Annotated in this window: 12 protein-coding genes; 6 read left to right on the plus strand and 6 right to left on the minus strand. The window is 62.0% G+C overall.

The annotated features are described in order from the left end of the window. Window positions 1-16: 16 nt before the first annotated feature. The 4 genes from AC788_RS07680 to AC788_RS07695 all read left to right on the plus strand — a co-directional run bounded on the left by AC788_RS07680 (window position 17) and on the right by AC788_RS07695 (window position 5,053). Complete coding sequence (locus tag AC788_RS07680; RefSeq protein ID WP_049860069.1) at window positions 17-886, plus strand: NAD(P)-binding domain-containing protein; 870 nt, start codon at window positions 17-19, stop codon at window positions 884-886. Window positions 887-976: 90 nt separating this feature from the next. After that, window positions 977-1,828, plus strand: a complete 852-nt coding sequence (locus AC788_RS07685) for a LysR family transcriptional regulator (RefSeq protein WP_049860070.1) — start codon at window positions 977-979, stop codon at window positions 1,826-1,828. Between the two features lie 111 nt (window positions 1,829-1,939). After that, on the plus strand, window positions 1,940-2,935 hold the full coding sequence (locus AC788_RS07690) for an aldo/keto reductase (protein ID WP_049860071.1): 996 nt from the start codon (window positions 1,940-1,942) through the stop codon (window positions 2,933-2,935). A gap of 111 nt (window positions 2,936-3,046) precedes the next feature. After that, window positions 3,047-5,053 carry a hybrid sensor histidine kinase/response regulator gene (locus AC788_RS07695; protein WP_049860219.1) on the plus strand — a complete coding sequence of 669 codons (2,007 nt, stop codon included), beginning with the start codon at window positions 3,047-3,049 and terminating at the stop codon, window positions 5,051-5,053. Window positions 5,054-5,059: 6 nt separating this feature from the next. Here the strand turns inward: AC788_RS07695 and AC788_RS07700 are convergent, their stop codons facing one another. The 6 genes from AC788_RS07700 to AC788_RS07725 all read right to left on the minus strand — a co-directional run bounded on the left by AC788_RS07700 (window position 5,060) and on the right by AC788_RS07725 (window position 11,294). Then, window positions 5,060-6,058, minus strand: coding sequence for a lysylphosphatidylglycerol synthase domain-containing protein (locus AC788_RS07700; RefSeq protein WP_049860072.1), 999 nt, complete (start codon window positions 6,056-6,058; stop codon window positions 5,060-5,062). Beyond that, a complete protein-coding gene (clsB, locus tag AC788_RS07705; RefSeq protein ID WP_049860073.1) occupies window positions 6,055-7,293 on the minus strand; it encodes a cardiolipin synthase ClsB in 1,239 nt (412 codons plus the stop codon). Before clsB ends, AC788_RS07700 begins: the two co-directional genes overlap by 4 nt. Beyond that, complete coding sequence (locus AC788_RS07710) at window positions 7,290-8,072, minus strand: endonuclease/exonuclease/phosphatase family protein (protein WP_043190162.1); 783 nt, start codon at window positions 8,070-8,072, stop codon at window positions 7,290-7,292. The genes clsB and AC788_RS07710 overlap by 4 nt, the downstream gene beginning before the upstream one ends. 132 nt (window positions 8,073-8,204) lie before the next feature. Continuing rightward, on the minus strand, window positions 8,205-9,446 hold the full coding sequence (locus AC788_RS07715; RefSeq protein WP_236690492.1) for an MFS transporter: 1,242 nt from the start codon (window positions 9,444-9,446) through the stop codon (window positions 8,205-8,207). 362 nt (window positions 9,447-9,808) lie between these two features. Then, window positions 9,809-10,234, minus strand: a complete 426-nt coding sequence (locus AC788_RS07720) for a VOC family protein (RefSeq protein ID WP_043190159.1) — start codon at window positions 10,232-10,234, stop codon at window positions 9,809-9,811. A 187-nt stretch (window positions 10,235-10,421) separates the two neighbouring features. After that, window positions 10,422-11,294: a LysR family transcriptional regulator gene (locus tag AC788_RS07725; protein WP_049860075.1), complete on the minus strand. Its 873-nt coding sequence runs from the start codon at window positions 11,292-11,294 to the stop codon at window positions 10,422-10,424. 214 nt (window positions 11,295-11,508) lie between these two features. Between AC788_RS07725 and AC788_RS07730 the strand changes: the two genes are divergently transcribed. Both AC788_RS07730 and AC788_RS07735 read left to right on the plus strand, forming a co-directional pair. After that, window positions 11,509-11,826, plus strand: coding sequence for a helix-turn-helix domain-containing protein (locus AC788_RS07730; RefSeq protein ID WP_049860076.1), 318 nt, complete (start codon window positions 11,509-11,511; stop codon window positions 11,824-11,826). Further along, on the plus strand, window positions 11,819-13,096 hold the full coding sequence (locus AC788_RS07735; protein ID WP_049860077.1) for a type II toxin-antitoxin system HipA family toxin: 1,278 nt from the start codon (window positions 11,819-11,821) through the stop codon (window positions 13,094-13,096). The genes AC788_RS07730 and AC788_RS07735 overlap by 8 nt, the downstream gene beginning before the upstream one ends. The last annotated feature ends 83 nt before the right edge of the window (window positions 13,097-13,179 follow it).

The following is a 13,179-nucleotide window of genomic DNA, read 5'->3' on the forward strand; positions in this document are numbered from 1 at the left end:
TCGGGATGATGAAGACATGAGAATTGGAATAATCGGTGCGGGCGAAGTCGGGCTGACCTATGCGCGTCCCTGGGCTGCGGCCGGACATGAAGTGGTCCTGTGCGACTTGAAGCCATCGACTGCCGCAACAGCGTTTGCAGAACAGTCAGGCCAGGACATCCGCGCATCGGTGGCGGAGCTCGCGCCGGACTGCGATGTCGTGGTGTCGTGTGTGTTCGGCACCGTTTCGCTGGTCGTGGCCGAGCAGGCCCTTGAGCACATGGCCAGGGAGGCGCTCTACGTGGACATGACCACCGCCGATCCAGCCCTGATCAGAACCGCGGCCCACTCTGCAGCTCAGCGTGGAATCGGCTACGTTGACGTGGCGATCCTTGGGGCCATCGCCCTGACTCATGCAAAGACCAATCTGCTGGGTGCGGGTACGGGTATCGATCGGGCGCTGACGTTGTTCTCCGCCATCGACGCACCGCTCAAACCAGTCGAGGAGGGCGCGGCCGGCGATGCTGCGGCGCTGAAGATCCTCCGAAGCGTGTTCACCAAGGGTCTGGAAGCCTTGACCATCGAATGCTTCATGGCAGCGGAGAAACAGCGTGTCAGCGAGAAGTTGCACGATGCATTGAGCGATATCGACCAGGCAAGCCTGCGTGATTTCCTCGGCGCCTTGATCCGCACCCACGTACTGCATGCACCGCGGCGCTTGAAGGAGGTTGAGGAAGCGGAGCGGCAACTGCTGGCCGCAGGCATGCCAGTCGCTGTGTTGCCGGGCGTGAAGACGCTGTTCAAACGTACCGCTGACCAGATCGCCGTGCAGCCGATCGACAGCGCTTCCCCTACCTTGCCGCAGGCCTTCGAGTGGCTGTTCAAGGTCAACGACGTATCCAGGTAGCAACAACGGGGTCGCACGCGGCTTGTACAGCCGGTACAGGTGTTTGCACAGATCCATGGGTATCATGCCCCCTCACTGACGAGGGTATCCATGTTCGATTGGGAAGATCTGAGGCACTTTGCGGCCTTCGTGCGTGCCGGCTCGCTGGCGTCGGCGGCCAAGGCGCTGGCGGTGGACCATGCCACCGTGGCCCGGCGTATTGCTTCACTGGAAACTGCGCTCAACCTCAAGCTGGTCGACCGCCGCTCTCGCGCCTACGTACTGACGCACCAGGGGCTGCGGATTGCCGAGTTCGCCGAGCAGATGAGCGCTTCTTCGTTCGCCCTGGAGCATTACGCCGGTGCCGACCAGCCGGACGTGCAGGGCGAAGTGGTGCTGTCGGCGCCGCCGGTGTTGCTGGGTAGCCTGATCGCACCCCATGCCGGTGCCTTGCTGGCGCAGCCCCCGGCGCTGTCGCTGCGCCTGGTGGGCCCCAAGTCGCGGACCTCGCTGGCGCGCCGGGAGGCGGACGTGGCGGTCAGCCTGGCGCGGCCGCTGGAGTCGACTTTGGTGGCCAGTCTGCTCGGGCACCTGGACTATGCGCTGTACGCCAGCCCTGCTTACCTGGCGCAGGCAGCGAAGCCGCGCTTCATCGGCTACGACGCTTCGCAAGCCAAATCCCTCCAGCATCGCTGGCTGGTGGAGCAGGCCAAGGGGGGCGAGTTCGTGCTGTGCAGCAATGATCTGCGCGTGCAGGCACTGGCGGCCGCCGGCGCGGCGGGTATCGTCTGCCTGCCGGCGTTCATCGCTGCCGAACATGCCCTGCAACGGGTCGATCCGGAAGCGGACACCCTGAACATCGAAGTCTGGATGGCGTTCCATGAAGACGTGCGCGCTACGCCACGCATCCAGGCGGTCAGCGAATTCGTGCGCACCTGCATGGCCATGCTGCCGCGCTTGTGAATTTCTGCATAGCTCAGGTGCGACGCCTGGGGGTTATGTTGGTGGGCAGTGGGCGCTAAGGTAACGGGCATCGGATCGGCATGTCGCGCGGTCCACCGCAGGAGCCTCTCCATGAAATACGTCAAGCTGGGCAACACCGGCCTGGATATCTCCCGCCTGTGCCTGGGCTGCATGACCTTCGGCGAACCCGATGCCGGTACCCACCCCTGGACCCTGGGCGAAGACGCCAGCCGCCCGATCATCAAGCATGCGGTGGAGCAGGGCATCAACTTCTTCGACACGGCCAACAGCTATTCGGCCGGCACGTCCGAAGTCATCGTCGGCAAGCTGCTCAAGGAATTCACCCGTCGCGAAGAAACCGTGATCGCCACCAAGGTGTTCTTCCCGGCCAACATGTGGGAGGGCTCGAACAAGCCCAACGAGCAGGGCCTGTCGCGCAAGGCGATCATGGCCAGCATCGATGCCAGCCTGCAACGGCTGGGCACCGACTACGTCGACCTGTACCAGATCCACCGCTGGGACTACCACACGCCGATCGAAGAGACGATGGAAGCGCTGCATGACGTGGTCAAGGCCGGCAAGGCGCGCTATATAGGCGCTTCGTCGATGTACGCCTGGCAGTTCGCCAAGGCCCAGCAGGTCGCGGCCAGTCATGGCTGGAGCCGCTTCGTCTCGATGCAGAACTACCTCAACCTGATCTACCGCGAAGAAGAACGCGAGATGATTCCGCTGTGCCTGGACCAAGGCGTGGGCCTGATGCCCTGGAGCCCGATGGCCCGTGGCAGGCTGACCCGCCCACACGGCGTGCAGACCGAACGCACCCGTACCGATATTTCCGGGCAGTCGTTCTATGCCGCCACCGAGGCCGAGGATGGCAAGGTCATCGATGTGGTCGAGCAGATCGCCCAGGAACGTGGCGTGCCCATGGCCCAGGTAGCGCTGGCCTGGGTGTTGAACAAGCCCGGCGTGTCGGCGCCGATCGTCGGTGCCTCCAAGGCCGCGCAGTTGGATGACGCCCTGGCTGCACTGCAGCTGTCGTTGACCGAAGAAGAAACGGCGCGCCTGGAAAAGCCCTATGTACCGCACGCGGTGACCGGTTTTTCCTGAGCCGCAGAGGCACAGGTGGGTCGCCGCAGACCCGTGCGGATGCTATGGTTGCTGCGCGATCCACTGCCTGAGTTGAACATGACCGAGCCATTTCCCTTTTCCCGAGAGGGCATGAGCGAGCAAGTACGCTGCCACGACTGGGCAGCGACCCCACTGGGACCGATCCACAGTTGGGCTGCAGCGCTGCGCATCGCCGTCGATATGTTGCTGGCGTCGCGCTTTCCCGGCTGTCTGGCCTGGGGTCCCGAACGCATCATGCTGTACAACGATGCGTTCGCGCCCTTGCTGACGGGCAAGCCGCCAGCGCTCGGGGTACCGATACACATCGTCTGGAGCGAGGTGTGGGACGAGATCAAGCCGATCATGGACCGCGCCTTTGAAGGCGAAGCGACCTTCATCGAAAACTTTCCCCTGATCATCCATCGCAACGGCAGGGCCGAGCAGGCGTACTTCACGTTCTGCTACAGCCCGGTGCGCGACGAGCACGGCACTATCGTCGGTATGCTCGATACGGTCATCGAAACCACGGCGACCCTGCAGGCCAGGGAAAAGGCCGAGCAGGCCGCCGAGGATTTCGAACGCGAAGCCATGGCACGTACGGCCGAGCGCAACCGATTCTGGGACCTGTCGTCCGACATCATGCTGGTGACCAGCCGCAAGCTGGAGGTTAGGGCCATCAACCCTGCCTGGTCGCGGGTACTGGGCTGGGATGCCGAAGAGCTGCTGGGCCGGCATGCGGTCGACCTGATTCACCCCGACGATCACGATGCCGTGGCCGTTGCGATGGTGCCGCTGTACCGCGGTGAACGCCTGCATGATATGACCTGCCGAGTGCGGCACCGCGATGGCAGCTATCGCTGGATCGCCTGGGCCGCCGTGCCCACGGACAACGCGTTCCACTCCGTGGGCCGCGATGTGACCGAGGAGCGCGAGCGCGCCGTGATGCTGCAGCAGGTCGAAGAGCAACTGCGCCACAGCCTCAAGATGGAAGCGGTCGGGCAGTTGACCGGCGGCCTGGCCCACGACTTCAACAACCTGCTGACGGGCATCAGTGCCAGCCTGGAGCTGCTTCGCCAGCGTGTCGAACAGGGCCGCACCACTGAGCTCAAGCGGTACATCGACGCTGCATTGGGTGCATCGGCTCGGGCCGCGACGCTGACCCACCGACTGCTGGCCTTCTCCCGGCGTCAGACCCTGGCACCCCGTGCCGTCGAGCCACCGGTGCTGATCGCCGACCTCGAAGACCTGATTCGCCAGACCCTGGGCCCGAGCATCGAATTCAGCGCCCAGAGCGATGACGATGTGTGGTGGGTGCGCGTGGACGCCAACCAGTTGGAAAGCGCACTGCTCAACCTGTGCATCAACGCGCGCGATGCGATGCCCGAAGGCGGCAGCCTGTGGTTGCGCGCACGCAATCACCACCAGTTCGCTCGGGCTCGCACTGAGAACGATCTGCAGCCGGGTCAGTACGTGTGCCTGAGCGTGACCGACAGTGGCACTGGCATGGACCCGCAGACCGTGGCGCGGGTCTTCGATCCGTTCTTCACCACCAAGCCGCTGGGGCAGGGCACAGGGCTGGGCCTGTCGATGGTCTACGGCTTCGTGCGCCAGTCCGGCGGGCAGATCCGCATCGATTCCACGCCCGGGCAGGGCACGGCGATGCACCTGTTCCTGCCGCGGCACGAAGGCGAAGTGGTCGCGCCATTGCCGCTGCCCAGCGGTTCACCGATGGACACCGATGCCACGGGTGAAACCATCGTGCTGATCGACGACGAAGGTACGCTGCGGCAGATGGTTGGCGAAGCGTTGCGGGAAAAAGGTTATCGCGTGCTGGAAGCGGCGAATGGCGTTGAAGGTCTATCTCTGGTGCAGGGCGGAGTGAAGGCGGACCTGCTGATCACCGACATCGGCCTGCCCGGTGGGCTCGACGGCCGCCAGGTGGCGGACGCCGCCTGGTCGCTCGAACCCTATCTGAAAGTGCTGTTCATCACCGGTTACGCGGATCAGAAGGTAGACGCCGAGAGCTTGTCCACCGCCGCTTCCCAGGTGCTGACCAAGCCCTTCACCCTGGATCACCTGACCTCCACCGTGCGCTCGATGTTGGCCAGGCGCATCTAGACCGGACTAGCTGGCGCCGGTGCCTGCATCCGCTTCACGGTGCTTCTCGATGGTGCGCGTGCGTTTTTCCAGCACCAGGTATACCACGCAGGCAATCGCCAGCGGCAACAGGAAATACAGCGCACGGTAGGCGATCAACGCCGCCAGCAGCGCACCCTTGGAGTACTGGCCCTGCAACAAGGTGATGAAGATGGTTTCCAGCACACCCAAGCCCGCTGGAATGTGCGTGATGACCCCGGCGATGCTGCTGATCAGCAGGATCGCCAGAATGGTCGGGTAGCCCACTTTATCCGGCAGCAGCGACCACACCAGCAGACCCATCAAGCTCCAGTTCAACGCACCCAGGCAGGCCTGGGTCAGCGCCATTTTGAACGAGGGCAGAAGGATCTCCTGCTTGCGAATGGTCCAGGTGCGCTTCTTCGAGAAGCGGCAGGCCGCCAGATACGCTAGCCCCAGCAGGATGATCACCACACCGATGATCTGCAGCCCGGTGCTGCCGATCTTGAAGCCCTCGGGAAGCGCCGGTAGGCCCATGGCGAACAGCGTCCCGGCGACGAACAGGTAGCCCAGCCAGTTGGTGATCAGGCACAGGCTCACGATCTTGGTGATGGCCGTGGCATCCAGGCCCAGCTTGGAGTACAGCCGGTAACGCAAGGCGATCCCACCCACCCACGAGCCCAGGTTGAGATTGAACGCGTAGCAGACGAATGCCAGTGGCAGCACCTGCCGGTTGGGCACCTCGTGGCCGATGTAACGCTTGGCCAGCACGTCATAGCTGGCGAACGTCAGGTAGCTTGCCGCGACGATACCGGCGCCGATCAGCAAGGTGCTCAGCTTGTAGGAGCTCAGCGCATGCTTGACCTCCTGCCAGTCGAGGTTCTTCACCAGCATGAACACCAGTACCGGGACCAGGATGAAACACAACACGGTCATGCCGCGCTTGGCCCACACCCACTTGCTGGATTTCGGCGAAGCCTTCGGCGCGCTCGGCGATGAGGTCGTCATACCGTCTCCTTGCGATCCAGCACTGGGGCCTGGCAATGCTGCGGTTCGACATCGATCAACGGCACCAGCTTGGGCGAATGCGCTGGAATGAACCCGACCATCGCCGGGAAATGCCGCAGGAAGTGGAAGGTGAGGAAGATGATCGGCGCCCGCCACCAGTAGCCGCGCAGCACGCGTTGCAGGCTGATCGACTTGCAGGTGCTGCGCGCCAGTTCCTCCAGGTGATCGTGCAGGCGCTCGTTGAAGCGGCGGTCCTTGATGATCAGGTTACCCTCGAGGTTCAGCGACAGACTCAACGGATCGAGGTTGCTGGAACCCACGGTCGACCATTCCCGGTCGATCACCGCGACCTTGCCATGCAACGGCCGCTGGCAGTATTCACGGATGACCACGCCGTCCCGCAGCAGGTAGTTGTAGAGCAGTCGCGAGCACAGGCGCACCAGCGGCATGTCCGGCATGCCCTGCAGGATCAGCGTCACGTCCACGCCGCGGCGGGCCGCGTTGCGCAGTTCGCGCAGGAAGCGGTAGCCGGGGAAAAAATAGGCGTTGGCAATGATGATCCGTTCGCGTGCGCCCCGAATGGCCTTGAGGTACTGCTCTTCGATATCGGTGGTGTGCTGATCGTTGTCGCGGATACTCAGCATCAGCCGGGCACTGGCACTGTCGGCGTCCGGCGACGGACTGCGCGAGCGCCATGGTGCGCGGCTGCGTACGACCTTGCTGGTGCGATCGAGCAGGGCCAGAGTGGCACGGTGCAGATCCGCCACGATGGGGCCACGCACGCGCACCGCGTAATCCTGCTTGGCCATCGGCTCGCCCGAGTCGGCCAGGTGGTCGGAGCTGTAGTTGATGCCGCCGACGAAGCCGATTTCGCCGTCGATCACGGCGATCTTGCGGTGCAGGCGACGGAACAGGTTGGTCCGCACGCCCATCACCCGCGGCTGCGGATCGAAGGCCAGCAGCTGCACACCGGCGTCGGCCAGTTCGCGCAGGAACTGAGTACTCAGTTCAGCCGTGCCATAGCCGTCCACCAGTACTTCCACGCGCACGCCACGTTGCGCCGCTTCGATCAGCACCCGTTGCAGATTCTTGCCCACTTCGTCCTCGTAGAGGATGAAAGTCTCGATCAACACTTCTTCACGAGCCTGGCCAATGGCCTCGAAGACCGCCGGAAAGAACTCCTCGCCATTGATCAGCAGCTGGATTTCGTTGTTGTCACGCCATTGCTCGCTCATAGGCGAACCTCCACTGCGAGGGGCACATGATCGGAAAGATGGGACCAGGGTTTGCGCGACAGCACCTTGGGCATGTGGGCCGTCGCATTGCGAATGTAGATACGGTCGAGCCTGAGCAGCGGCAGTCGCGCCGGGAACGTCTTGGCCGCGCTGCCGAAGGCTTCGACGAACACTTCGGTCATGTGGCAGCCGGCCAGGGCTTCGTCGGCGCGCACGCGCCAGTCGTTGAAATCGCCGGCAACGATGACGGCCGCAGCGGGGTCGAGGCTGTCGAGCAACCGGCACAACAATGTCAGCTGCTGCTGGCGCTGGCTCTCACGCAGCCCCAGGTGCACGCAGATGGTGTGCACTTCGCCGTGCCCGGGCACGTCGAGAACCGAATGCAGCAGACCACGTTCCTCGGTTCCGGTGACGCTGACGTCGAGGTTCTCGTGGCGCACGATGGGGAATTTCGACAGCAGCGCATTGCCGTGATCGCCATCGGGGTACACCGCATTGCGGCCGTAGGCGTACACCGGCCACATGCTGTCGGCCAGGAACTCGTATTGGGGAACGTCCGACCAGTTGTCGTAGCGCTGGCCATGGGAGCGATGCATCCCGAGCACTTCCTGCAGGAACACGACATCGGCGCCCAGCGTCCGCACGGCCTCGCGCAACTCGGGCAGCACGAAGCGCCGGTTCAGCGGGCTGAAGCCCTTGTGGGTATTCACCGTCAGAATATGCAGGGAGGTTACCGCCACAGCGTCCTGGGGTAACGGCTGAGGATTGGGGGTGGTCATTCTGAAGCTCCTGAGGGGACGACAGGGGCACTTTGGCCCATATGGTCCGACTCGGAAGCGATTGTGAAGGTTCAACGGTGCCCTTATCGTCGCTGGCGATAAAGGCACACCAGATGTTTCCCGCTGCCGCGGCTATCTGAGCAGATTGCCCTTGGACGTTTCCCGCAAGGTCAGGATGGCCAGCAGCGCGCCCCCCGCCGCACCCGCCATGAAGTAACCCGGTACCAGCAGATTGCCGGTTCGGGTGAGGATCGAGGTGACCACATAGGGTGTGATCCCGCCTCCCAGGATCGCACCCAGGTTGATGCTGATCGCCATTGCCGTGTAGCGCACGCGAGTCGGAAATTGCTCGGCGTAGGTGGGGTAGCCCACCGATTGCACGATCGGCATGGGCAGGGTGGCGACAAACATCGCCAGCGCCGCGATCCACAGGCTGCCACTATCCATCAGCATCATCATCGGCACCACCAGCACGGCATAGCCGACGAAGCCGATGGCCAAGGCCTTGCGCCGACCGATGCGATCCGACAGGCCGCCCCAGAACGGCATCATCGCCGCCATGCACAGGCTGATCACTGCAATTACCCAGTAGACCTTGGACTTGTCGAAATGCAGGTAGGTGGTCAGGTAGATGTTCATGAACACCATGCCGATGAAATAGCCGGCATTCTGCGCAGACGCGAACACGATGACCCGCAACAGCGCCGGCAGATTCTTGCCGAACACTTCCTTGACCGGCGCAACCGGGGGCTTGTCCTTGGCCAGGAAAGCCTTGAATTCCGGCGTTTCTTCGACGTTATGGCGCATATGGAACGAGAAGATCACCAGCGGGATGGACAGAAAGAACGGAATGCGCCAGCCCCAAGCCTGCAACTGCTCGGCGCTGAGCAGCCCGGTGGTGATACCGCAGACAATCGCCCCCAGCGCCCCACCGACGGCGACCCCCAGCGGCGTGAACGCGCCGAAGAAACCACGCCGGCCGTTGGGCGAAGACTCCGCCACGAACGCCGCAGCGCCCACCACTTCGCCGCCGGCGAAGAAACCTTGGGACAGGCGCAACAGCACCAGCAACACAGGCGCGGCGAGGCCGATCTGCGCGGTGGTGGGCAGCACCCCAATCAGCGCCGTAGCGGTGCCCATGCCGATCACGGTGCTGAGCAGCACCCGACGTCGTCCAATACGATCGGCCAGACGACCCAGCAGTACGCCACCGATCGGGCGTATGACGAAGGCGATGCCGAACACCGCCAGGGTGGCGAGCAGGGCCGCCGCCGGATTGTCACCGGGAAAGAACAGGGGCGCGATGATGGTTGCCATGTAGCCGTAGATGCTGAACTCGTAATATTCCACCGCTGTGCCAGTTGCTGAAGCCACGGCGGCACGCCTGGCAACCACGGCTGAGTGCGCTGAGCCCTGAGTGACGCTCGCCTCGACGTCAGTGCGCCGCATTGGGGTACTTTCAGAAAGAACACCGGACATGAATACCTCCCGCTTTGGCTCGAGGCCATGAAATTGGATGGCAGAAAGTGCTGCCTGAAAAGGCGTAACAAAAAACCGGCAGTGCACCGTCCATCCGCGCACTGCATGCGGATGCCCTGATGCCTTTGTTCGAAGCGCAACGTCCGTACTGCGAAGCCACTGCGGCGGCTGCAAGGGGAGGTTGGCAATTGAATCGGGGAAGAGGAGGAGGCCTGGGTGCGCCGTCGCTCTGCTGGCGACGGTCGCTGCGTAACGGATTACTTGGCGAACAGCTGACTCATGTCCTTGAACGCCTTGAACTCCAGTGCGTTGCCGCACGGGTCGAAGAGGAACATGGTGGCCTGTTCACCCACCTGGCCCTGGAAGCGAATATAGGGTTCTATCACGAACTGGGTACCGCGTGCCTTCAGGCGTTCGGCCAATGCCTCCCACTGCGCCCACTCCAGAATGATTCCGAAGTGCGGGACCGGTACATCGTGACCGTCCACGGGGTTGCTGTGCACGCTTTCCTGGGAAGCCGTCTTGGGGTGCTCGTGAATAACCAGTTGATGGCCGTAGAAATCGAAGTCGACCCACTGCGCACTGGAGCGGCCTTCGGAGAGCCCGAACACTTCACCGTAGAAATGACGTGTGGCCGCCAGGTCGTAGACAGGTATTGCGAGATGAAAAGGAGAAAGGCTCACGGTAATTTCCTATGGCTTTGTTTTGATCTGAAGCCATTCTTGTCCGCGAATGCGTGAGATAAAAGCGTAAATCCTGTGTTCTGAGCACGGAAAATTTCGATTGATTCTGCATTCGATCAGGATTTTGCACCATGATTGTTCATACTGCCCCACAGCGGTTCAATCTTCGGCTGTAAACGCTGCATCGTTATCCCACATCACCGGCCTCCAGAACGCAGCTTCTGAAGATGTTGAAAAGTGCCGAGTGCTTTTGCCGGTATTTCGACACCAATACGATCTCCCGGAAAAACGTCAGCTCGTGCAGCTCCAGCACCCTCACGTCCGCCGAATGCTCCAGCCACAGACCCGCCTTGGGGACCAACGCGACGCCGAGGCCACTGCCGACCATTTTGACAATGGCGTCCAGCTCGTCCAGCTCCAGTGCCTGCTGCACGTGGAGCTTCTGTTCCTTGAGAAACTGGGTGACCAGGCGGCCTCCGAACGAGCCGCGGTCATACCGGACAAAAGGCTGTTGCGCCAGGATCGCCAGCGGGTCGTCGCCTGCAACCTCTTTCGCCGCGATCAGTACGAAGGCCTCGCGCGCGATGACTTCGGCATGCAGGTCCTTGGGCAGCGCAAACGGCGGCTTGATCATGATGGCCAGGTCCAACTCGCCCGCGTCCACCTGGCTGAGCAGGTTCAACGACACACCCGGCACCAGGTGGGTTTCTATGAAAGGCGCCTGCTTTCTCAACGCCACCAACGCCTGCGGCAGGATCCCGGTCTGCACCGTGCCGATGGCGCCAATGCGCAGCGAACCGTGAAAATCATTGCCACTGTCCGCCGCGCCCATACGCTCGAAAAGCCGCAGAATTTCTTCAGCCAGCGGAATGGCCCGCTGCCCGGCAGCATTGATGGTCGCCGCACGCCCGGTCCGATCGAACAGCCTGACACCCAGAGTCTGCTCAAGACTCTTGATCTGCGCGCTGACCGCCGACTGCGTCAGCCCCACCTGCTGCCCGGCTGCCGCGAAGGTGCCCCGTTGCGCAACGCAGATGAATGTCTTGAGTTCTCGGATCATGGGGTGCCTTGGAGAGTTGTGGGTAGTGCAAAGCTTCTGTCACAGACTGAACAACCGAAGCATCATTCTCAAAACTCAAGCCTCATCAAATCTGTTATGTTGTGTCTTAATGGTCGATATAGAAAATAGGCCACAAAGTATTGGATTTAGCGATGGCCAGTCCAGATTGTTAACGTAGCGATCGCGTCTGTACAGCACAGGCTAGGTACAAACCATGTTGGAATTGAGCTTCAGCAAACCCGATGAGATCGTCAAGCGTCTTTGCGATCGATTGCGCACTGAGCGCTTGGCGTTGAACATGACCCAAGCCGAGTTGGCGGGGCGTGCCGGTATCGGCGCCAATACCGTGTCCAACCTTGAAGCAGGGCGCAATGTCGGCTTCGAGAACGTGGTAAGGGTAGCGATGGCCCTTGGCAGAACCCGAGAGCTCGAGGGCCTATTCCTGCCCAAGCTGGACAGCATCGAAGACATTCGCCGCTATGAAAACAGCGCCAAACGTGTTCGTTCAACGAGGAAAGCCGGCAATGCCTGAGCAGGTAGATGTGTTCTACGAAGGCTGGGGCGAGCGCTGGAAGTGGGGCACACTGGTGTCCACGACTGCCCTGACGGGGCGTCCGCTGATCGCATTCGAGTACAGCAACGAAGCCAGACAAAGAGGTTTGGAGCTGTCGTCCTACACACTGCCGTTACAGGGCGCTCTGTTGCGCCAGGACTTTCCGGAGCACCAGTTGCACCTGCCAGGTCCCGTCTATGACGCGTTGCCGGACGGGTGGGGCATGTTGCTGATGGACCGCATGTTCAGGCTTCGAGGACTCAGCACGGCGCGTATTGGCCCGTTGCAGCGGCTTGCCTACATCGGCAATAACGCCATGGGCGCGATGACGTTCGAACCGAGGGTCCCGGAAGGACAAGCGTCTGACGTTCACATTCCATTGGAACAGCTCGCTGCAGGCGTCCAGGAAGTGCTTCAAGGAGAAGGTGGCGAATTCCTGCAGACGTTGCTGCTGGTTGGTGGCTCGCCGCAAGGCGCCAGGCCAAAGGCGCTGGTGTATCGCAACCCCGCAACAGGCGGATTTACTACAGCGGCCACACCGGGTTTCGAAGCCTGGTTGGTCAAGTTCCCTGCCAAGGAAGAGCATGCTGAAGTCTGCGCGGTCGAAATGATCTACGCCGAATGCTTGCGCATGTGTGGCATCCAGACCCCAGATACACAGTACTTCAGTTTGCCCAATGGCCTCGCGGCCTTCGCCAGCAAGCGATTTGACCGCCGTAAGGGCTTGCGTATACCCATGCAGAGCCTTGCGGCTTTCACCGGGGCCGATTATCGATCGCCGGGAGTGTTGGACTATGTCAATTTCTTGCGGGCCACCCGGATGTGTACCAACGACGTGCGAGCAATGGCAACGGCCTTCGAGCGTGCGGTCTTCAATGTCGCGCTCAACAACCGGGACGATCATCCCAAGAACTTTGCCTACATCATGACGCAAGAGGGTCAGTGGGAACTGTCGCCAGCCTATGACGTAACATTCTGCGAAGGACCAGGCGGTTATCACCAGATGGATGTGATGGGTGAAGCGCTGTCGATCTCTCGCGCGCAAATGCTGCGGCTCGCTCAAGAGGCTGAAATATCCCCCGACGATGCAGGCAGAATGATCGACCGTATCTGTGGTGTGGCCAGTAGGTTTGCAACCCTTGCCGAGGATTTGTATCCAGGCGTTATCACTCGAGACACTTTGCGGATGATTCAGCATCGCATCGATGAGAACGTTGGTCGGTTACAGGATGGTCCTACGCATCCCTGAAAGCGTGATGTCGCGGGGGCGCTCGCCTGCGTGATCGCCAGCGGTACTTTCATTATCGGCTGATACAGCCAACGGCTCAGGAG

The sequence above is a fragment of the Pseudomonas sp. RIT-PI-a genome (assembly GCF_001187875.1).
GTDB classification, from domain to species: Bacteria; Pseudomonadota; Gammaproteobacteria; order Pseudomonadales; family Pseudomonadaceae; genus Aquipseudomonas; species Aquipseudomonas coleopterorum.

What these genes read in the sequence shown, in the direction of transcription:
- AC788_RS07680 (WP_049860069.1), top strand. Translation starts at nt 17, where the DNA reads ATGAGAATTGGAATAATCGGTGCGGGCGAAGTCGGGCTGACCTATGCG.
- AC788_RS07685 (WP_049860070.1), top strand. Translation starts at nt 977, where the DNA reads ATGTTCGATTGGGAAGATCTGAGGCACTTTGCGGCCTTCGTGCGTGCC.
- AC788_RS07690 (WP_049860071.1), top strand. Translation starts at nt 1,940, where the DNA reads ATGAAATACGTCAAGCTGGGCAACACCGGCCTGGATATCTCCCGCCTG.
- AC788_RS07695 (WP_049860219.1), top strand. Translation starts at nt 3,047, where the DNA reads ATGAGCGAGCAAGTACGCTGCCACGACTGGGCAGCGACCCCACTGGGA.
- AC788_RS07700 (WP_049860072.1), bottom strand. Translation starts at nt 6,058, where the DNA reads ATGACGACCTCATCGCCGAGCGCGCCGAAGGCTTCGCCGAAATCCAGC.
- clsB (WP_049860073.1), bottom strand. Translation starts at nt 7,293, where the DNA reads ATGAGCGAGCAATGGCGTGACAACAACGAAATCCAGCTGCTGATCAAT.
- AC788_RS07710 (WP_043190162.1), bottom strand. Translation starts at nt 8,072, where the DNA reads ATGACCACCCCCAATCCTCAGCCGTTACCCCAGGACGCTGTGGCGGTA.
- AC788_RS07725 (WP_049860075.1), bottom strand. Translation starts at nt 11,294, where the DNA reads ATGATCCGAGAACTCAAGACATTCATCTGCGTTGCGCAACGGGGCACC.
- AC788_RS07730 (WP_049860076.1), top strand. Translation starts at nt 11,509, where the DNA reads ATGTTGGAATTGAGCTTCAGCAAACCCGATGAGATCGTCAAGCGTCTT.
- AC788_RS07735 (WP_049860077.1), top strand. Translation starts at nt 11,819, where the DNA reads ATGCCTGAGCAGGTAGATGTGTTCTACGAAGGCTGGGGCGAGCGCTGG.